This window comes from Alcanivorax sp. P2S70 (assembly GCF_000475295.1).
Taxonomy (GTDB): domain Bacteria; phylum Pseudomonadota; class Gammaproteobacteria; order Pseudomonadales; family Alcanivoracaceae; genus Alcanivorax; species Alcanivorax profundi.
In genome coordinates this window covers 119,455-139,353 of sequence record NZ_AXBZ01000023.1, presented here as the reverse complement: position 1 = coordinate 139,353, position 19,899 = coordinate 119,455, and the positions used below count along the sequence as shown (strand labels likewise).

The 19,899-nt window shown below is 57.0% G+C and carries 18 protein-coding genes and 1 other RNA gene; 8 read left to right on the top strand and 11 right to left on the bottom strand.

Going from position 1 to position 19,899, the window contains the following annotated elements:
- Positions 1–81 precede the first annotated feature (81 nt).
- The 4 genes from Q672_RS25725 to Q672_RS25710 form a co-directional block, all read right to left on the bottom strand.
- Positions 82–1,887 carry a S8 family serine peptidase gene (locus Q672_RS25725; RefSeq protein WP_031226436.1) on the bottom strand — a complete coding sequence of 602 codons (1,806 nt, stop codon included), beginning with the start codon at positions 1,885–1,887 and terminating at the stop codon, positions 82–84.
- Positions 1,888–2,097: 210 nt separating this feature from the next.
- Positions 2,098–2,454, bottom strand: a complete 357-nt coding sequence (locus tag Q672_RS25720; protein ID WP_022985346.1) for a hypothetical protein — start codon at positions 2,452–2,454, stop codon at positions 2,098–2,100.
- Between the two features lie 79 nt (positions 2,455–2,533).
- Entirely contained in the window at positions 2,534–3,787 is a 1,254-nt protein-coding gene (locus Q672_RS25715) for a HipA domain-containing protein (RefSeq protein ID WP_022985345.1), read from the bottom strand.
- Positions 3,787–4,029: a helix-turn-helix domain-containing protein gene (locus Q672_RS25710; protein ID WP_022985344.1), complete on the bottom strand. Its 243-nt coding sequence runs from the start codon at positions 4,027–4,029 to the stop codon at positions 3,787–3,789. Before Q672_RS25710 ends, Q672_RS25715 begins: the two co-directional genes overlap by 1 nt.
- A gap of 368 nt (positions 4,030–4,397) precedes the next feature.
- Between Q672_RS25710 and Q672_RS25705 the strand changes: the two genes are divergently transcribed.
- Positions 4,398–4,691 (top strand): hypothetical protein, encoded by a 294-nt coding sequence (locus tag Q672_RS25705; protein ID WP_022985343.1) that lies wholly within the window; start codon positions 4,398–4,400, stop codon positions 4,689–4,691.
- 1 nt (position 4,692) lies between these two features.
- Here the strand turns inward: Q672_RS25705 and Q672_RS25700 are convergent, their stop codons facing one another.
- The 4 genes from Q672_RS25700 to ssrA form a co-directional block, all read right to left on the bottom strand.
- The gene (locus Q672_RS25700) at positions 4,693–7,767 is read right to left on the bottom strand and encodes a DUF3427 domain-containing protein (RefSeq protein ID WP_022985342.1); all 3,075 of its coding nucleotides are present in this window, start codon (positions 7,765–7,767) and stop codon (positions 4,693–4,695) included.
- Positions 7,768–8,136: 369 nt separating this feature from the next.
- A complete protein-coding gene (locus Q672_RS25695) occupies positions 8,137–8,445 on the bottom strand; it encodes a type II toxin-antitoxin system RelE/ParE family toxin (RefSeq protein ID WP_022985341.1) in 309 nt (102 codons plus the stop codon).
- Positions 8,446–8,703: a type II toxin-antitoxin system ParD family antitoxin gene (locus Q672_RS25690; RefSeq protein ID WP_022985340.1), complete on the bottom strand. Its 258-nt coding sequence runs from the start codon at positions 8,701–8,703 to the stop codon at positions 8,446–8,448. It lies immediately after the preceding gene.
- A 213-nt stretch (positions 8,704–8,916) separates the two neighbouring features.
- Positions 8,917–9,273: a transfer-messenger RNA gene (gene ssrA / locus Q672_RS33955) on the bottom strand.
- A 414-nt stretch (positions 9,274–9,687) separates the two neighbouring features.
- On the opposite strand from ssrA, the gene Q672_RS25685 reads away from it, so the two are divergent.
- Positions 9,688–9,966 (top strand): hypothetical protein, encoded by a 279-nt coding sequence (locus tag Q672_RS25685; protein ID WP_022985339.1) that lies wholly within the window; start codon positions 9,688–9,690, stop codon positions 9,964–9,966.
- Between the two features lie 79 nt (positions 9,967–10,045).
- On the opposite strand, the gene smpB is transcribed toward Q672_RS25685, so the two are convergent.
- The gene (gene smpB, locus Q672_RS25680; RefSeq protein WP_022985338.1) at positions 10,046–10,525 is read right to left on the bottom strand and encodes an SsrA-binding protein SmpB; all 480 of its coding nucleotides are present in this window, start codon (positions 10,523–10,525) and stop codon (positions 10,046–10,048) included.
- Positions 10,526–10,668: 143 nt separating this feature from the next.
- On the opposite strand from smpB, the gene Q672_RS25675 reads away from it, so the two are divergent.
- Positions 10,669–12,228, top strand: a complete 1,560-nt coding sequence (locus tag Q672_RS25675) for a sodium-dependent transporter (RefSeq protein WP_022985337.1) — start codon at positions 10,669–10,671, stop codon at positions 12,226–12,228.
- On the top strand, positions 12,228–12,530 hold the full coding sequence (locus Q672_RS25670) for an RnfH family protein (protein ID WP_022985336.1): 303 nt from the start codon (positions 12,228–12,230) through the stop codon (positions 12,528–12,530). The genes Q672_RS25675 and Q672_RS25670 overlap by 1 nt, the downstream gene beginning before the upstream one ends.
- Before the next feature lie 51 nt (positions 12,531–12,581).
- Here Q672_RS25670 and Q672_RS25665 read toward each other — a convergent pair whose 3' ends face one another.
- Entirely contained in the window at positions 12,582–12,989 is a 408-nt protein-coding gene (locus Q672_RS25665) for an outer membrane protein assembly factor BamE (protein WP_022985335.1), read from the bottom strand.
- Between the two features lie 109 nt (positions 12,990–13,098).
- On the opposite strand from Q672_RS25665, the gene fur reads away from it, so the two are divergent.
- A complete protein-coding gene (gene fur, locus Q672_RS25660; RefSeq protein WP_022985334.1) occupies positions 13,099–13,500 on the top strand; it encodes a ferric iron uptake transcriptional regulator in 402 nt (133 codons plus the stop codon).
- A 467-nt stretch (positions 13,501–13,967) separates the two neighbouring features.
- On the opposite strand, the gene recN is transcribed toward fur, so the two are convergent.
- Positions 13,968–15,635: a DNA repair protein RecN gene (recN, locus tag Q672_RS25650; protein WP_022985332.1), complete on the bottom strand. Its 1,668-nt coding sequence runs from the start codon at positions 15,633–15,635 to the stop codon at positions 13,968–13,970.
- A gap of 139 nt (positions 15,636–15,774) precedes the next feature.
- Between recN and hrcA the strand changes: the two genes are divergently transcribed.
- The 3 genes from hrcA (at position 15,775) to dnaK (ending at position 19,831) form a co-directional block, all read left to right on the top strand.
- Positions 15,775–16,824 (top strand): heat-inducible transcriptional repressor HrcA, encoded by a 1,050-nt coding sequence (gene hrcA, locus Q672_RS25645; RefSeq protein ID WP_022985331.1) that lies wholly within the window; start codon positions 15,775–15,777, stop codon positions 16,822–16,824.
- A 368-nt stretch (positions 16,825–17,192) separates the two neighbouring features.
- Positions 17,193–17,768, top strand: a complete 576-nt coding sequence (grpE, locus tag Q672_RS25640) for a nucleotide exchange factor GrpE (protein ID WP_022985330.1) — start codon at positions 17,193–17,195, stop codon at positions 17,766–17,768.
- 137 nt (positions 17,769–17,905) lie between these two features.
- The gene (dnaK, locus tag Q672_RS25635; RefSeq protein ID WP_022985329.1) at positions 17,906–19,831 is read left to right on the top strand and encodes a molecular chaperone DnaK; all 1,926 of its coding nucleotides are present in this window, start codon (positions 17,906–17,908) and stop codon (positions 19,829–19,831) included.
- Positions 19,832–19,899 lie beyond the last annotated feature (68 nt).

The window sequence follows — 19,899 nt, the reverse complement described above, 5'->3', positions numbered from 1 at the left end:
GGTGACACAAAAAAGCCGGCGCACCAGGAGGATAACGCCGGCAATGCTTAGGCAGAAACGGTCAAGGAACGATGGCGCTCCTCAAGGATTGGTCAGCAGGGTGTATGTGCCGGAACCACCTTGCGCGCTAACCTGCCAGCGATACACGCCGCTGCCCACATTGGTGTGGATTTCGGCCATGCCCCCTTGCGGGCTGGCGGAGGCCACATTGTTCCAGCTGCAGAAGAACAGGAAGCAGCTCTGGCTTTGCAGGGTCACGGTAAAGGTGGCGCCGGCAGGGCTTTGCAGCCAGCCGTCAATGGGACCGCCGGCGTAGCTGAAGCCATTGGACGGCAGCACTACGCTGCTCCCGCCATTCAGTTGGCCTTCGTAGCGAGTGCAGTCCGGACAGGGAGAGGTCTCGCTACCCACCGTCACGGTTTGCTCCGTGGAGCCGGTCTGGTTGGCGGTATCTGTCACGGTCAGGGTAATGGTGAATTCCCCATCCGCCCCGTAGTCATGGCTGATTTGCTCGCCACTGGCCACGTTGCCATCACCCAGGGTCCAGTCCCAGGCGGCTACCGCCACGTCATCGGTGGAGCCACTGGCATCCAGTGAACACACCGTGCCCTGACAATCCGCGCTAAACGCCGCGGTCGGTAGCCGGTCAATGCCAGAGCCATCCTGTTGAGTGATTTGCAGCAGACGATTCGGGGACTGGCTGCCCGCGTTGCCAATCACCCCGGTGACGGCATCGTTGACCAGGGCCAGGTTGACCGCCGATGGTGACGCACTGGGGTTGGCCGCCAGGTAGAGTGCCGCGGCCCCGGCCGCATGAGGGGCGGCCATGGAGGTGCCGTTCAGACTTGCGGTCTGGGTATCAGATTGATACCAGGCCGAGGTGATATCGCTGCCCGGAGCAAACAGGTCCACACAGGCACCGTAATTGGAGAACGACGAGCGCCGGTCTTCACGAGTTGTCGCGCCGACGGTCAACGCTTCCGCTACACGGTTAGGTGAGCCGTTGCAGGCATTCACGTTGTCGTTGCCCGCCGCCACCACCATGGTGACCCCCGCATTGACGGCATTGCGGACAGCCGTATCCAGCGCGGTTGAGTTAGTGCCCCCAAGCGACATATTGGCTACGGCGGGTTTGCGGTGATTGCCGGCTACCCAGTCAACCCCGGCAATGACACCGGAATTACTGCCACTGCCGTTACATCCCAGCACGCGAACCGGGGCAATGTTGGCCTGCTTGGCGACACCCCACGTGGTGCCCACCGCCGTGCCGGCCACATGGGTGCCGTGGCCATTACAATCTTCGGTATCCGCAGGGTCGACCGAGCCCCCGCCGAACAGGAAACCGCCCGAGCTGACAAAGTTGCGGCCTGGCGAGACGCGGCCGGTAAAATCGCTGTGGGTGGAGCGCAAGCCCGTGTCGACCACATAGACGGTGACATCCTGACCGCCACTGTTGGGGTACTGATAACGGTTATCCAGGGGAAGCAGAGGCTGGTCTACGCGATCCAATCCCCAGGTCGCGTTGTTTTGTGTGGCAATGGCGGCCACAGTGCGATCTGGTTCAATGGCCAGCACCCCGGGCAGTATGCCGAGCAGTGAGGCCTGCAAGTCTGTCAGCTGGACGGTCATCCCTGTGAGGGCGTGCTGGTAGGTAAAAAGGACATCGCCGCCACCAATGCCCGCGAGCAGGGTGCGGATCGCGGTGGTCAGGTCATTGACGCCCAGCAAGTCAGTAATGTTGGGGGCCAAAGTGACAATATATTGGTTCTCAATGATATCGCCTGCTACGGGCGCAGAATCTGTGGCGCTGTCTGCCCATGCGGGTGACAGCACGCTTCCCCCAAGAATAGCCGCCAGCATAGCGGCGTTGAATGTCGATCGCGGCATTGCGTTCCCTCCAGTACGTGAGTATCAGAACGCTATGGAAACGCCGTGTATCTCTCCATGGGTTGGGTGTAGTGTTTTTGTTGTCAAAAAAAGCGCTTAGGCGCGGAAAGCCCTTGTATCAAGAGGGTTTGGCAGAAACGTGAACTGGTCGTGAACAATGCGTGAGCTCGTGGTCGCCGTGCACGATTGGCGGCCAGCAAGCAACCCCCGCTATAACCGCTTTTCCAGTTGCGCCCGGGTCTTCCACACCAGCATCTGCATCCGCTGTGAATTGATCGCAGGCCTCGCCAGGCAGGCAAACACCATGTCGTTCACCGGCCAAATGCTGATGCAGCCTTCGCGACAGCGAATAAACACCTCCTCACTGTGTCCCAGCTTCAGGCTGGCCAGTACCCGGTCACAGGCCTTCTTCATCTCGAAGAACAGGGCGTTCTGCTCGTCATAATCCAGCCCCTCCCCAAAGTGCACTACCGGCAGCCCATCGTTGCTGATCAGGGCAACCAACAGGATGTCTTCCGAGGAGGCGTGCAGGTCTTTCAGTGGCGGGGTGAGGGTAGCGAGCTTCATTGTTGTTATCCGTCCGTGGGCTTTAAGTCAGCTTAGGGATGTACTGGCGGACCGGCAACGGCGGGCAGACAAACGTTACTCATACCCAGTCGCGCAGCGCCTTGACTGCTTGCTTGCAAACAATGGCCTGGATGCGGTCCAGCGCAGGTAGTTCGCCATGCTGCTCACGGAAACGGTTGAGCCAGTTATCCGCATCGTCGCGGAGCCGGGTTGCCTGCGACTGAATTGTGCGTTTTACCAGCCGGGGAGCTACACCCAGCTGATGAGCAAATTTGTCCCAATGGGTGCGATGCAGATTTTGCGGATCGTCCTTGCTGCCCACCGGTAAGGCAAGTCGATGGCTGACATGGGGGATCGCCAGAGTGCATACCAGATCATAGAACGGGGCCAGCTGCCAGCCGCTACCCACCGCAAGCAGGGCAAGGTTCTTGAGGTGACCATCGGCATTTCCGGCCAGCGCGTTGAACACCTGCCAATTTACCAGCGCCTGAATATCCCGGGCGGGTTGAAGCGAATGTTCACGCAGCAACTCTGCGACCTTGGTAAAGGCCTCAGGTGAGCTAGTGTATTTGTCAGTGCGGGAAAGCCCCTGTGCCTGGCACAGATCTTCCTGGTGCAAGCGCTGAATGGCACCATCCTGATTGTGGCGATCAAAGCGCTGGCTCAGGGAGAGAAGATGATCTCCCAGCGGGATTGGCTGTACCGGTGCAACAGGAAGCGCAAGCTGGTTCGCCAAGTAGGTGGTGTAGGCTTCAAAGAGTGGAACATGTCGCAGATCCTGTACCGGCAGCTTGAGGATGTGCGTGGATGCAGCGCAGTCCTCCGGAAGGAAAAATTGCCAGCCTTCATCGTGTAATTCTGCGCGAACCGCAATCTTGTCCTGAGCGCCAGCCAGCGACAGTCGTGGTGGTGCCTCTCCCTGTAGCCACTGGCCTCGGCCTGTGAGGATCGCCTCCTCCAACGTCCCCGCGTCAATAGGGGCGTAGTTTTCAGCTTCAGCAGCAGGAGTTTCCCCGTCGGGAAGAAGCTGCAGAGCACCCGCACAATCGCCCCCCAGCTTCTCCAGCAACAGGAAGTCATCGTCCGCCACCCCCAGCCGGCGCACCAGCCGATCCCGGGCGCCTCCTTCAGGCAGCAGGTTGCCAAAAAAATGATGGCCCCGCAGATCCGGGGGCAGGAAATCCCCGGTTTCATTCAACGGCAGTGAGCATGAAATCGGCCAGCCATTCAGCAGCCACTCGCCGTCATACACAAACGCCATCTGCCGCGCGCCATTCACAATCAAGCGCCCGACACGCTGTTGCTGATGCCATACCACCAGCGCCTCGCTCATCACGCTTGCCCCCGCCGGGGTCTGGCCGTCAGGTCGACCCCGACCAGCCGTGCCAGTTCCAGCGCCAGCCCCAGCTGGGCGCTTTCCTTGCCGCGTTCCAGCTCGGAGACAAAGCGCGTGCCCACCCCGGCAATGGCGGCAAGCTCAGCCTGCGTCAGCCCCTGGGCTTTTCGTGCAAGGCGAATCTGCTGACCGAAATCCGCCGCAGAGCGTACAAGAATGCTGCCAGAGTCTTGTTTCATGGAGGCTGCTCATTTATTCCCGAACGGGAATGATTGCATGGTTTTTATGCGGCATCCAGTTTTTAATCCCGTTCGGGAATAAACTGGGGAGAGTGGATTGAACTCTTATAAATATTCCCGATCGGGAATGCCGGGTGGTGTTTACTGGTTGGGGCTGAATGCATGCAGTTCGGGAAGCCGTCCGTGGGTTTTCAGTCGGCTTGGGGGGTGGAGACAAGCAGGCAGCGTCACTTATCGCCAGTTGCGCAGTGCTTTGTCGTGGTATTGCCCCGTATCCCAGGCTTTTCAACCTGGCCATGATCCAGGCAACTTGCCGGATTGTGGGGCTGTTCATGCTTGGGTAGAAGTAAGGGAAGGAGGGCGGTGCCATGATTTTTGAAGTGAACTATCTCTATAGAGATGCGTGTAATTACAAGCAGCACCAATCCGTTGTCGTTGATGTACCCGGCGCCAAAAGTGTTGAGGAAGTTGAGGCAATGATCCTTCGGCGCTTTGCGGACCTACAGGTTTGGCCAGATGTGGTGCATTTCCGGCCGGAAGATCTAGGCTGGCCGACGGCGTATTTTGATGATCATGATGAGGCTGGTGATGATTTGGGGTTACATGAGGTGCAGGAGATTGCCGCAACGGATAAATCAGTGACTGCAGGCTTTATCTCATAGCTTAGCCCGCAATCGAAAGAGTTTTGAATGCACGCAAATGCCGAGCGGGCATGGGGATGTCAAGTTTCCACGTTATGCTCATTGGGCGGCTGCCTTCATGGTATTGGTACGAGACAGGTCCAAGGAAATGATAGGGTTGTGCATAGTTTCGGACTTTGGCTTGCTCGCGGACGAATAGCAAAGGTGTGTAGCCAAGTGCTTTGTGGTTGATGTAACGATTTCCTGTGTTGGACTGATCGCTAGTTGTGCTTTGACTCTGCCAATGGAATAAGGTGCTGCTTATTGCGTAGTCTGCATAAAGTGTGGTCGGACTGTAGTGCTTTTCACTTTTCTGAATGGTGGCTAAGAATAGGTCGGCTCTTTGCTTAGGTACGTGGCGTACTCCTTCTCGAAATGGAGGCTGCTTTTCCCAGTTCCATTCGCCAGTTAATATCAAAATTTCATCTCTAGTGTAGCTGGCGTGCGGTGTAATAAGGAGCGTTTCTGTTATGGGGTTGCCTGCTAAGGTGCTCGGCTGTTGCAGCAGCCAGTCGATAAGCTGTTTGGCCTCAGATAAAATGTGCTGGTTTTTATTGATGAGCGCCCATGCAGTTTTTGCACTGTTTACTTGGCTGCGACTGGTAATCAGCGGGCTGAGGAAGGCGTGTACAAGAGGGTCATCGCCTTCTCCGTCAATGAGCCATTGTTTCCAGCGAGAAAGTCTGGATGTATCGTTTGCATGACAAATTCGTCGAAGCCAAGATTGGAGTGATTTGTTGTCAGGTTCAGGGCTGGCGTCAAGTGTTCCTGCTTTTATGCAGAGGCCGCTCCATGTGTCGGTTCGATAAATATCTGCCGGTATTATTTTGAAATGGTTTAAAAAGTCAGAAATTGTTACGTCGCGACCGAATGATGAAGATAAGTCGGAGATGCTGCGAATTAACTGGGGAGCCCTGTCTAAAGATGCATCTTTGATGTTTTGAAGGATTCTTTGCTTTGCGACCCTTTCTAATTGAATTGCACACCCTGCAGGTAAGTGGGGGAATTCATGGTTTATTTCTTCATTTATGTCACTGGAAGGGTTTGATGACAAAGCTCGAAGACGATTTTCGAACCGAAACTTCTTGTGCATGTTTCCAATGAAATCTAAAACGGTGAGGTAGTCTTTTTCATCTGATAAGCGAAGCCCGCGCCCGAGCTGCTGTAAGAATATTGTGAGGCTTTCTGTGGGCCGGAGAAATAGCACGGTGTCTATCTCTGGAATGTCGATTCCCTCATTAAATAAATCTACGGAAAAAATGAAGTTTATTTTTCTTTCTTTTAAGTGTTTTCTGGCTAATTTTCTTTCGTTTTTTGTTGATTCAGATGTTAGTGAAAGTGAAGGAATTCCACTTTTATTGAAGAAGTTTGCCATGAATTTTGCGTGCGCTATGCTGACGCAAAATCCAACGCCTCGGGAATCCTTTAGATTGGGTATGCGGCGCCAGCATTGGTCAACAATGTTTTGAGCTCGCATGTCGTTGCCTGTTACAAGGTTGTCTAGTTCGGAAGTCCTAAACCCTCCACGCTCCCATGTGAGTTTGGAGTAATCAATTTCATCAATGTCGGATACCCCGTAGTAATGAAAAGGGGCCACAAGTCTTCGGTTTATGGCATCAGGGAGCCTGATTTCACAGACAATTCGGTCGTCAAATATGGCTGTGATATCGTTGCCGTCTGTGCGTTCCGGGGTGGCTGTTAGTCCCAGGAGAATTTTTGGCTTTAGATCGGACACGATTCCTTTATAGCTGATGGCGGAGGATCGATGAGTTTCGTCGATCAAAACGTATTCGAACTTGCTGGCTTGCCAGACCTTGGTGAGCTTGCGGTTACTGATCGTTTGTACGGTGGCAAACAAATGGTCATCTTGATCCGGAGTGCTAGTGCCGTCGAGTAGATCTCCAAAGTTATGATCTCTAAGTACGGCCCTGAATGTGGCTATTGCTTGCTCAAGTATTTCTCTTCTATGAGCAATAAAGAGTAGCTTGGGGGCTCTGCCGTTATTCTTTTTGATTTGGTTTCGATAATCAAAAGCAGCGATCATTGTCTTTCCCGTTCCTGTGGCGGCGACAACGAGCTGTCTGTGTGGGGCGGGGCGTAGCTTTCTATCGTTCTCTAGGGAATCTAGTACCTCTTGCTGAAATTGATATGGATTGAGATTAAAAAGTGTTAGATGGCTATTAGGAGGGTTTTTTGTATTCTCTTTTTGTAGTGCTTTCCGAAGTGAATCTTCGTTGAATGGCTCGAATTCGGGGTCTTGCCAATAGGTGTCGAAGGTGGCAAGAACTTTGTCCCAAATGGGTTTGTCGGCGTATTGGGTGGCCTTGACTGTCCACTCAAGCCCTTCTGTCAGGGCTGGTCTAGATAGGTTGGCTGAGCCAATATAAGCCGTGCTGAACCCTGTATCTCTTTCAAATAAATAAGCTTTAGCATGTAGTCTTGTGCGGTGAGAGTCATAAGACACTCGTACTTCTGTGTTGGGAAGTTCAGCCAATGTTTTTACAGCCACTAAATCTGTGGCTCCCATGTAGCTGGTAGTGATGACGCGAAGTCGGGCGCCGTCCCTGCTGGTGAAATCTTCAAGTGCGTCCCTTAGTAGTGCGATGCCGCTCCATTTAATGAAAGAGCAGAGAATATCGATCCGGTCTGCACTAGCCATTTCTTGCTTTAGTTGAGACACCAAACTTGGGTCTATGCGTGTGCCTGTAAGCAGGCTGCTCTCTGAGGCCGGTGTGTCTGGCCTGATCAAAGCGTTATTTTGGTCAGAAACTTCTAGCAGGCGTTCTAGCGTTTCGGGCAGAGTTGCTTGGTCTTTTAGTGAGGCATCTGCTTCCGAAAGAACGGATATGATTTTGTTGATAAGGTTTCGCTGATGATCAAGACGATTAGCAGAGGGTAGTCTGTGAAGGGTTGATGCGATGATATCGCTGAGGTGCTGAGCCAGGATGTTGTGACTGTCAGCAGTATCCAGTTTTTCCCTACGGCTAGATAGTGAGAGCTTGCTGAGCTCGTCACTAGTCGACGCATCAATGATTTTTTCGTACAGACCCTTTTTCATTCAGAAAATTTACCAGGTAAGGCTAATGCTTGCTAGCAGCTTGATGCGTTGAGAAGCGGGTTTGCGGGAGATTCGGAGTCTGCTCTTGCTTCGAGGGTTGAGGGCTAGATCTTGCCTCGTACGTCCAGTTTGGATCAAGTGTGATAAGTGGGGCTATCGCTCGCTGGCAAACTCCTTGTTTCGTTTTGCTGTTTGGGCCGGCGGGAATCGAACACGCGTCCGTTAGTGGGTTATCCGCAGGCCTATCCAGTCTGGTTTGAGCAATGGTGGAGTGCTTTGGCAAATAGGGGCTTCGACCAGAGAGTAAACCTGTCTATGGCACTTCCTGCGGGAATGGTAGTAATTCTGAAAGCCGGACTATGCGCCGCGTTATTCGGGGGGCGTGAAATGTCGCTGTGGGTCTTGGCGGCCGTGTAGTACGCGGATTATTTCTACTGTATCGGTAGTGACTCTGTAAAACAGGATGTGGCTTGCAACGGGCAGGCTTCTGGCCTTGGTCAGGAGTTCAGGGCGTTCAACACCCATCAGTGGCTGCTCGGTAAGGAGCCAGAAATGCGCTTTCAAATTTTCCAGGTAACTGTCGGATTGGGCTTTCCCCCATTGCCGAAGCCCACCTTGATAGATGTCTTTAAGATCGCCTTTGGCGGCAGGAGCAATAACGAGTTTGTGGGCAGGCATTTAAGCTTTGATGTCGTCGAACAGCGAATCCAGGGCGTTTTTTGATTCAATGGCAATGCCCTCACCACGATCTAGTTGGTCGGTGCCAACTTTCAGCTGTTCACGCAAGCGGGCCAATTTCACTTCGTGGATCCAGTCTTCATGTGTGTCCATAAAGCGCAGCGCTTCACGGATCACTTCGCTGGCATTGTTGTACAGGCCGCTTTCAACTTTGGCTTTAATGCGAGACTCCAGCTCGGGAGTTAGGGACACATGCATGATGACCTCCAACAAGGGTAGGTATTTATACAGATCATGCTAGGCCAAACACAAAGATTGTCAATGTTTGTATTTGGGCTTCCGGGCAGGTTTTCCCCGTGCGTTACTGCGCTGCGCTACGTTCCTGCGGCGGTTCGATTAAGCGTAAGGCATCCGCGAAGCAACACAAAAAAGGGCCACCCCGATGGGGTGGCCCTTTTTATTGGTGCTGTTTGGTGGAGCCGGCGGGAATCGAACCCGCGTCCGTCAGCAATCCATCTGCAGGTCTACATGCTTAGCCAGATCTATTGATTTAAGCCTTCACAACCCGATTGGCAGGACGTGAAAGCCGAGCCCCTGAGAGTTTTAACAGCGCGATCCGGGGCGGACGTTGCTGCGAGCCTGTGTTGCGATGCTCGCCGCTCTTCCCCACAGGCAGGGTCGATTGGCGATAAGCAGGGTTTAAGCTGCTAGTGCGTAAGAATCGTCGTTTGCGATTACTTTAATGTGCCACAAATGATTTACGAGACTCGTGACCTTCTCGACATGCACCACAGAGTTCAATACCGGCGTCGAATCCAGGTCGGCCCCTGTGAACGGCTATTGTAGGAGATGGGGTGGGGGAAGTCGATCGACAAGTGTGTCGGACGATTAAAACGGATTTCGCATATTTTTTGATCGATTTTGAGCTGAAGGCAGTTCACAAAGTAACCGGGCTGTGAAAAGTGTTACCTGAATACACATCTGTTGTCCGACAATCTGACCTTTTGCCCTTGTTGTGTCATCTTTCCGGCGCAATATAGCGGTGTGCCACGGAATAATGTCATCGATAAATGATGAGGTCTTCGGTGGCAAGGTCGAATCCATGTGCGGGGTAGCCAAAAGCCACCATGACGCATGGGGTTCGAGATTGTGTATCCACACAATGGCTTTACAGCGAGCCTTGAGATTGATGTTCATGAAGGCCGCTGATCAAAGCATTGTCGTTCATTAAGGAGAAGGAAGATGAACACGATCTTTCGGTCAGCAGGGCAAGTTTCCGAGAAGGCACTGTCGCCTTTGAAGGCTCAGCCGCTGCTCTACAGAGCGCTGCAACTGGTATTCGCCCTGGCGGCTTACGCTGCAGGTGTCTACCTGGTGGACCTGGCAACGCCGGACGCCCGAATTCCGGTGATCCTGTTTGCGGTCTACTTTCTGCCGGCGGTACTGCGTGCCTGGCTCCAGTTTTACTGGCAGCTGCGCGGCGACAGTCGGGCGGACAGCGTAGAGCGCCCTACGGCGTAATTTGCCGGCTCTAGACAGTGTCTTGAGGTTGGTCGGGGTGGTGTTTGCTAACCTCGGCGGGCCGGGGCGGGGCTGGTGATCAGCCCTGCCGCATGAGGCGCTGCTTCTGCCGGTTCCAGTCGCGCTCTTTCTCGGTGGCGCGCTTGTCGAATTTCTGTTTGCCCTTGGCCAGCGCAATGTCGCACTTGGCGAACCCTTTCTTCCAGTACAGGCTCACCGGTACGCAGGTGAAGCCGTCTTTCTGTACCCCACCAAATACCTGCCCCAGCTCGCGACGGTGTAGCAGCAGCTTGCGTGTGCGTACCGGGTCCGGGGTGATGTGGGTGCTGGCCGTGTTCAGCGGCTCGATGCGGGCACCAAACAGGAAGGCCTCGCCATCCTTGAGCAGGATGTAGGCTTCGCTGAGGTTGGCTTTGCCGGCACGCATGGACTTCACTTCCCAGCCTTCCAGAACCAGGCCGGCTTCAAAGTGCTCTTCCAGATGGTATTCGTGACGCGCCTTGCGATTTTGCGCAATGGTGGCGGACGGTGCTTTGGCTTTTTTGTTGGCTTTTCCCATAGGCGGGCGATTATAGAGCATGGCTGGGGCGCCGAATAGCGCTTTGTCTATGGCAAGCGCCTGTATGTGAGTGGTTACTTCGGGTTGAGCCTGCATGGCAAAAAATAAGAGAATAGCGCCACGTTAACTAGGGTACAGATGTTATGAAGCAAGAGAGCAAGCCGGTTCACGGCATGTGGGCCAGCCGTTGGGTTTTTATTCTGGCGGCGACCGGTTCTGCGGTCGGGTTGGGGAACATCTGGCGTTTCCCTTACATCACCGGCGAAAACGGGGGCGGGGCATTTGTCTTGTTGTACCTGCTGTGTATCGCGGTGGTGGGTGTGCCGATCATGGCGGCGGAAGTGATGCTGGGCCGCAAGGGCGGGATGAGCCCGATTAACACCATGCGCAAGCTGGCGGCGGAGAGCAAGGTCACCCAGCGTTGGTCCTGGATCGGGTATATGGGGGTGCTGTCGGCGTTCCTGATCTTGTCTTTCTATTCCGTGGTGGCCAGCTGGGCGCTCTACTATACGTGGGAAGCGGTGCAGGGTGCCTTCCAGGGGATTACGGCGGCGCAGTCCGGTGCCCGTTTTGATGACATGCTGGCCAGTCCCTGGCTGATGATGGGGTATCACACCCTGTTCATGCTGCTGACCATGGTGGTGGTTGGCCGTGGCGTAAAAGGGGGGCTGGAAAAAGCCGTGCAGATCCTGATGCCGCTGCTGTTTGTGCTGTTGCTGGTGCTGGTGGGCTACGCCGCCACGACGCCGGGTTTCATGCAGGGTATCGAGTTCCTGTTTGCCTTCGACTTTTCCAAGCTCAATGGTCAGGCAGTGATTACCGCTGTCGGCCAGGCCTTTTTTACCCTGAGTCTGGGTATGGGCGCGATCATGGCCTATGGGGCCTATATGCCGCGGCAAGTGCCCGGTAAGGCTGGCAAGAAGAAGCCGGTGTCCATCATGTCCACGGTGATCATTATTGCCTTGCTGGACACGCTGGTCGCACTGGGTAGCGGTGTGGCCATGTTCCCGTTGCTGTTCTCCGGTGGGCTGGAGGCAGGGCAGGGACCGGGCATGATGTTTGTGACCTTGCCGCTGGCGTTTGGTCAGATGCCGGGCGGTCTGTTGTTCGGTTCGCTGTTTTTCGTGCTGGTGGTGTGTGCCGCCTGGAGCTCCTCTATCAGTCTGGCGGAGCCGGTGGTGGCCTGGCTGGTCGAAAAGGGTGTTAACCGTGCCATGTCGTCGGTGATTGTGGGTCTGGGCGCCTGGGTGCTGGGGCTGGGGTCGGTGCTGTCGTTCAATATCTGGAAGGACAAGACCTTCCTGGTCGGTACCTTCTTCGACAACATGGAGTTCCTGTCTACGACGATCATGTTGCCGTTGGGCGGATTGTTGATCGCGGTCTTTGCCGGGTGGGTGATGAAAGAGACCCATGCCCGCAAGGAGCTTGCAATGAAGAGCTTCCCGCTATACCTGGTTTGGCGGGCGCTGGTGCGCATCTTCTCGCCGGTGGCGGTGATTGTGTTGGTGGTGTACTCCGTGTGGAGCACCTTTGCGCCGGAAAAGGGGGATGAGCCGGTTGCTGAGGCGCCTGTGGCTGAGCAGCCTGCACCTGTCGAGCCGGCAGATCAGCCCCCCGTGGCCGAGCTGCCTGAGGTGCAAGGGGGGTCGTTGCCCGAGACGCCTGCCGCGGCGGATGTGCCTGCGGCGCAGGAGGCCCGGTAATGGCTGATACCCTGATTCATGTGGAAGTGGCGTTTGCCTTGCCGGAAAAGCAGCGTCTCGTCGGGCTGGACGTGCCGGAAGGCACGACCATGCTGGAGGCGGTGCGGCTCTCGGGGATCAGTGAGCAGTTCGAAGGCTGGGACCTGGAAAAGGCCTCCATGGGGGTGTTTGGCAAGGTGGTAGCCAACCCCGCTGCGCACGCGTTGAAGCCGGGGGAGCGGGTGGAAATCTACCGTGGGCTCAAAGCGGACCCGAAGCTCAATCGCAAGAAGCGGGCACAGGAAAAGGCGGAGAAAGGCTGAGAGTCTGCCCCGGTGTGCCGGGGCGGATACGCGGGCGAGCGCTGGAGGCTTTTACTCGGCGTCTTCCTTGCGCTCTTCGGCGCGTTGGTTGAGTTGGCGGTCGCTGCGGCCGCTGGTCTTCGCCTTGAAGTCGTCGATCACCTTGCCTTCGTAGCGGCTGTATTGGCCGCCATCAAAATAAATGGTGATCTTCTGGCGGACGTTATCGCCTTTCCCGGGGCGGTATGTCATGGGGTAGAACCAGACGTCGGGAGTGAAGGGGTCGACCAGGGTGGGCGCCCCCAGAACAAAACGAACCTGGTCCGGGGTCATGCCGGGCTTCAGTTCGGCGAGCATGTCTTCCGTCACGAAATTACCCTGCGGGATATCGATACGGTAGACCCCGGGGAAACGCAGGCTGCTACAGCCAGACAGGGCGAGCAGGGCAGTGACAAGCAATGTGACGGTAATACGTGGCATGGTTTTTCGACTTCATTGAGTGTTCGGGCGATAATACAGACTTGGAATCGCGGTACAAGTTTCCGGACATCGACATAATAGCCACCCAATGGCAGATGGAGCATACGCAGTGGATAATCAGGATCTGAGAAAAGCGGGCCTTAAAGTGACCTTGCCGCGGGTGAAAATCCTGCAGCAACTGGAAAAGTCCGAAGAGCGTCACCTGAGCGCGGAAGACATCTACAAGTCGCTGATGGAAGCGGGCGAAGACGTGGGGCTGGCAACCGTGTACCGGGTGCTGACCCAGTTCGAGCAGGCCGGCATGGTGTTGCGCCACAATTTTGAAGGTGGCTCGGCGGTTTTTGAGCTGGCCGACGAAGACCATCATGACCACATGGTGTGCATGGAAACCGGGCAGGTTATCGAGTTTATGGACGAGGTGATCGAGAAACGCCAGCACGCCATTGCAGAAGAGCACGGTTACGAGATTGTGGACCACTCGCTGGTCCTGTACGTGAAGCCCAAGAAGTAAGGCGCTTCGCGCAGCGGCACGCAACACGCGGGGAGTCCCGGGTGTTGCGTGGGCTGTTCCCCCTCCCCTCCCGGCCAGTTCCCCCCAGAACACTCTTTTCCCTGCAGGCGTTCATGCTTGCATGATGATGCGTTGGCCTTTTGCCGCCATGCGAGCATGGGCTCCTGCGGCGATGGCACTGAATTGGATGTTGGCGTGTGGAGATATCGAGCTGTGGGAGTGGTCGTTCGGCCACGATCCCGGCGTTGCCGGGAAACTCGCGGTGGAACCACCGCTCCCACAGGAAGGTCGGGGTTATGGGGGGCTCTGTGTAATGTTGGGTATGCCTGCAGGAGGTGTTTTCCCGAATCCTGCCTTTCTCTTGCAAGCAGGCGGCCACAGGAGGCTGATGACAGTGGTTTGAGCGCGGGCACGGCATGTCAGTCCGCCCAACCCTTCCCGCGCAGCTATTAACTGTTAACTGCCTTTCAGGCCGCCTGTGCCTTGTTCAGCATTTCTTTCGCATGGGTGCGGGTGGATTCGGTGATTTCCACGCCCCCCAGCATTCTGGCCAGTTCTTCGACTCTGGCCGCGTTATCGAGCCCGTGGATGCGGGTGTGTGTGGTGTCGTCGCCCTGAATCTTGCTGACTTGCCAGTGCTGATGGCCCTGGCTGGCGACCTGGGCCTGGTGGGTAATACACAGTACTTGCGCGTGGCTGCCCAGCTCGCGCAGCAGGCGCCCGACAATTTCGGCGACACCGCCGCCGACGCCCACGTCGACTTCATCGAAGACCAGGCTGGGCACGGTGAGGTTGCGGGCGCAGATCACCTGGATGGCCAGGCTGACCCTCGACAATTCACCGCCGGAGGCCACCTTGCCCAGCGGTTTCAGGGGTTGGCCAGGATTGGCGGAGAACAGGAATTCGACGTCCTCGAGCCCGTCGGCGCCGGGGTTGCATTCGCTCAGGCGCGCTTCCAGTACGGCCGCTTTCATGCCCAGTGCGGTGAGTTGTTTCTGGACTTGCTGGGTGAGTGATTGGCCAGCCTTGCGGCGGGCCTTGCCCAGTGTCAGGGCGCTGTCCATGTACTGCTTTTCTGCTGCGCTTTCCGCTTCTGCCAGGGCATGGAGGTGGGCGTCCACATTGCCCAGTGCTTCGGATTCCGACAGCAGCCCCTGGTGGTGTTCTACCAGCTCCTCGGGGCGAATGCGGTATTTGCGGGCCAGGGTGTAGCACTGGCTCAGGCGCTCTTCTACCTGGCTAAGGCGCTCCGGATCCAGATCAAGTTTTTCCAGGTAGTGGCGCAGGTCATCGGCCGCGGCTTCGACTTGCAGGCGGGCGGATTCCACTGTGTCGGCAATACTGGCCAGGCCTTCATCTTGCCGGCGCGCATCATCGAGCCAGTGGCTTACCTGGCTGAGGTGATCGTTGCAGGTGCCGTCGTCGCCTTCGTACAAGGCGCCAAGGGATTGCTGGCAGATGCGAATCAGCCCTTCGGCGTTGGCCAGACGCTGCTGTTCCTGTTCCAGCTCCTGCAATTCGCCTTCCTGCAGGGCGAGCGCGTCCAGCTCTTCCAGCTGGAAGCGCAGCAGTTCTTCACGCTCGTTTTGCTCACGGGCCTGGTTGAGGGCGTCGTCATGGGCGCGGCGGGCTTTCTGCCAGCTGCGCCAATTCTCACGCACGGTGCCGGCCAGATCGCGGGCATCGGCGAAATTGTCCAGTAGTTGCCGGTGGGCCTCTTTCTTGAGCAGGGCCTGGTGTTCATGCTGGCTGTGGATGCTGATCAGGCGTTCGCCCAGATCGCGGACTTCTGCCAGTGGCGTCGGCGTGCCATTCACGTAGGCCCGGGAGCGGCCATCGGCGCGCACGGTGCGGCGCAACAGGCACTGGTTGTCGTCGTCCAGTTCCCGTTCCGACAGCCATTGCCGGGCGGCCGGATTGTCGCTGACATCAAAGGTGGCGAGCACCTCAGCCCGGTCATGCCCGTGCCGTACCACGCTGGAGTCGGCCCGATCGCCCAGGGTCAGCCCCAGCGCATCGATAATGACAGACTTGCCCGCGCCGGTTTCGCCGCTGATGACGGTAAGCCCGTTCTCTGGCTCCAGCTCCAGCTGGTCGACGGTGGCGAAGTGGCGAACACTCAGGTGGGTCAGCATCGGGCTCTCCTGCATTTGCCTGCACTGATGAAGGTGCTGTCCTTATGGTCAGTAAGGCCAATACTAGGGCAAACAGCGGGGAAGTGTAAGTCCCTGTGGGGCTGTATAATGACCGGGACTTTCTGGTACATATATTCCCATGACCAAACTGGACCTCAACGAACGCAAACAACGCCTGCTGATGACGCTGGTGGAGCGCCATATTCGCGATGGCCAGCCGGTGGGTTCCAAGACGCTGGCTTCCGGCAGTGGTCTCAAGGTCAGCCCGGCCACCATCCGCAATATCATGGCGGAGCTCGAGGATCTGGGCATTCTGGCCAGCCCGCATACCTCTGCCGGGCGGATTCCGACCGAATTGGGTTACCGCATGTATGTGGATTCCCTGCTGGCGACCAGTGTGATGGAGCGGCCGGATCACAGGGATCTGAAGCGCGAGTTGAACCAGCTGCTGGCGCCGGAGCAATCGCCGCAAGAGTTGATCGCCCAGGCGTCAAAGACGCTGGCGGAGCTGACGCGTATGGCGGGGCTGGTGGCGGTGCCACGCCGTGAGGTGAGCACCCTGCGGCAGGTGGAGTTTCTGCCGTTGTCGGGCAAGCGGGTGCTGGTGGTGCTGGTGGTGAACCGCTCTGAGGTGCAGAACCGTATCATTCATACCGACCGGGATTACGATGAGGTGGAGCTGCGGCAGGCCGCCAACTACATCAATCACACCTATGCCGGTTGCGACTTGAACAGTATCTGCGATGGCCTGCTCAATACCATGAATGCGGACCGTCAGCAGATGGATGCCCTGATGCAAACGGCGGTGGCGGTGGCCGACAAGGCCCTGCGTACGGAGCAATCTGATTCTGATTATGTGGTTTCCGGAGAGTCCAACCTGATTCAGTCTGCCGAGGCGGACAATCTGGGCCAGCTGCGGGATCTGTTTGATGCCTTCAACCACAAGCGCGACATCCTGCACTTGCTGGAGCGTTCCATGAAGGCCGACGGGGTGCAGATTTTCATTGGTCGGGAATCCGGTTTTCGTCCCTTCGAGGATTACTCGCTGATTTCTGCCCCTTACCGTGCCGAGAACGGCCCGGTGGGCGTCCTCGCCGTGGTGGGCCCCACCCGCATGGACTACGAAAAAGTGATCCCCACCGTGGATATCACCGCCAAGATCCTCTCGGCGGCCCTCACCCAGCTGTAATTCAGTTGACAGTTGAGAGTGGACAGTTGATCGCTAACTGCCTGTAGTCGAAAGCTCTGTGGGAGTGGTCGTTCGACCACGGTCCCTCGGCAGGGTGCTGAAAATCGCGGTGGAACCACCGCTCCCACAGCATGATCTGACGCGGGCAGGGGGCGGAGGGCCATCGCTTGCAGGCAAGCTCCCACAGGATGCGCTGACAGCCGCCTGAACGCGCCCTGCGCCGTCCTGGCACCCACCAACCCCTCTCGCGGCGCTGTTAACTGTTCACTATTAACTATTCACTGCCTTTCCCTTGAATCCCCACCAACAGTTCCCATATCTTTGCCGGCTTTCCTGGAAAAGCCCGGTTTAGGGATGTGGAGTGACAAATGAGTGAGCAGGAAAAAGACCAGAAGGCCGCCGAGCCGCAGGTAGAAACCGTGGAAGAGCAGCAGGCTGCTCAGGCCGAGGCAGAGGCCGCCGAGCCCACCGCCGAAGAGGCGCTGGCAGAGTTGGAAGCCGAACTGGCGAAGGTAAAGAAGGCACTGGGTGAGGCGGATATCCGTGCCCAGGCCGAAGTGCAGAACGTGCGCAAGCGTGCCGAGCGTGATGTGCAGCACGCCCACAAGTTCGCGCTGGAAAAATTCGCGGGTGATCTGCTGAGTGTGGCAGACAACCTGGAGCGTGGGCTGGCGGCGCTGGATGCGCAAGACGAGGCCCTGAAGCCGGCCCGTGAGGGCATCGAGCTGACCCTCAAGTCCCTGCTGGATGTGTTCGGCAAGTACAACCTGGAGCAGATCAACCCCAGCGATGAACCGTTCAATCCGGAATTGCATGAAGCCATGACCATGGTGCCGGTACCCAATGTGGATCCGAACACGGTGATTGAGGTGCTGGAGAAAGGCTATCAGCTCAATGGCCGTCTGATTCGCCCGGCGCGGGTGGTGGTCAGCAAGGCGCCCTGACACAGGGGTGGCGATAAATGCGTGAAGGCCCCTTGAAACGGTATGAAATACCGCCATATAGGAGCCAGACGAGTTAACAAGTTCAACTGACCGAATCGCCGAAAGGGATTCGGGTGGTGTGAAGGAGAAAGAGACACATGGGCAAGATTATCGGTATTGACCTGGGTACGACCAACAGCTGTGTGGCGGTACTGGAAGGCGACAAGGCCAAGGTTATCGAGAACAGCGAAGGCGCCCGTACGACGCCTTCCATCATCGCGTACACCGACGACAAGGAAACCCTGGTCGGTCAGGCAGCCAAGCGTCAGGCCGTGACCAACCCGGAAAACACCCTGTACGCGGTGAAGCGTCTGATCGGTCGTCGTTTTGAAGACGATGTGGTTCAGAAAGACATCAAGATGGTCCCTTACAAGATTGCCAAGGCCGACAACGGTGACGCCTGGGTAGAAGTGAAGGGCGAAAAGATGGCGCCGCCGCAGATCTCTGCGCAGGTGCTGAAAAAGATGAAGAAGACCGCGGAAGATTACCTGGGTGAGACCGTCACCGAGGCCGTTATCACCGTGCCGGCTTACTTCAACGATTCCCAGCGTCAGGCCACCAAGGATGCCGGTCGCATCGCCGGTCTGGACGTGAAGCGTATCATCAACGAACCCACTGCTGCGGCCCTGGCCTACGGCATGGACAAGAAGGGCGGCGACCGCACCATCGCGGTATACGACCTGGGTGGTGGTACCTTCGATATTTCCATCATCGAGATTGCCGAAGTGGATGGCGAGCACCAGTTTGAAGTGCTGGCCACCAATGGTGACACCTTCCTGGGTGGTGAGGACTTTGACCTGGCCGTGATCAACTATCTGGCGGCCCAGTTCAAGGAAGATTCCGGTATCGATCTGGGTGGCGATCCGCTGGCCATGCAGCGCCTGAAAGAAGCCGCCGAGAAAGCCAAGATCGAGCTGTCTTCCAGTGAGCAGACGGAAGTGAACCTGCCGTATATCACTGCCGATGCCACCGGTCCCAAGCACCTGGTGGTGAAGTTGACCCGCGCCAAGCTCGAGTCACTGGTGGGCGATCTGGTGACCCGTTCCCTGGAGCCGTGCAAGACCGCGCTGAAAGACGCCGGTGTGAGCGGTGCCGAGATCACCGATGTGATCCTGGTGGGTGGTCAGACCCGTATGCCGATGGTGCAGAAGAAAGTGGCCGAGTTCTTCGGCAAAGAGCCGCGCAAGGACGTGAACCCGGATGAAGCGGTTGCCATGGGTGCGGCCATTCAGGGTGCGGTACTGAGCGGCGATGTAACTGACGTACTGCTGCTGGACGTGACGCCGCTGACCCTGGGTATCGAAACCATGGGTGGCGTGATGACTCCGCTGATCGAGAAGAACACCACCATCCCGACCAATGCGTCGCAGGTGTTCTCCACCGCGGACGACAACCAGACGGCGGTAACCGTGCATGTGCTGCAGGGTGAGCGTAAGCAGGCCGGGCAGAACAAGTCTCTGGGTCAGTTCAACCTGGAAGACATTCCGCCGGCGCCTCGTGGCATGCCGCAGATCGAAGTGACCTTCGATATCGATGCCAACGGTATCCTGCACGTAAGCGCGAAAGACAAGGCCACTGGCAAAGAGCAGTCCATTCAGATCAAGGCCTCTTCCGGTCTGTCCGATGAAGAGATCGATCAAATGGTCGCGGATGCCGAAGCGCACGCGGACGAAGACAAGAAGTTCGAAGAGCTGGTGCAGACTCGCAACCAGGCCGACCATCTGGTGCACGCGACTCGCAAGACCCTCGACGAAGCAGGCGACAAGGCCACGGACGAAGAGAAAGAGTCCATCACCAAGGCCTGTGACGAACTGGAAGAAGCCGCCAAGGGCAGCGACAAGGACGACATCGAAGCCAAGATCAAGGCGCTGTCTGAAGTGTCTGCGCCGCTGGCCCAGAAGCTGTATGCCGAGCAGGCTCAGCAAGCCGAAGGCGCCGCTGATGCCGACGCGGGTCAGCAAAAGGCGGGTGATGACGTTGTCGACGCGGAGTTCGAAGAAGTCGACGACGACAAGAAGAAGTAAGCGAAAGGCGTCGGACGTTGACGTCAGACGAACGACGCCGGGCCCTGCCCGGCGTCGTGGTTTGAGCC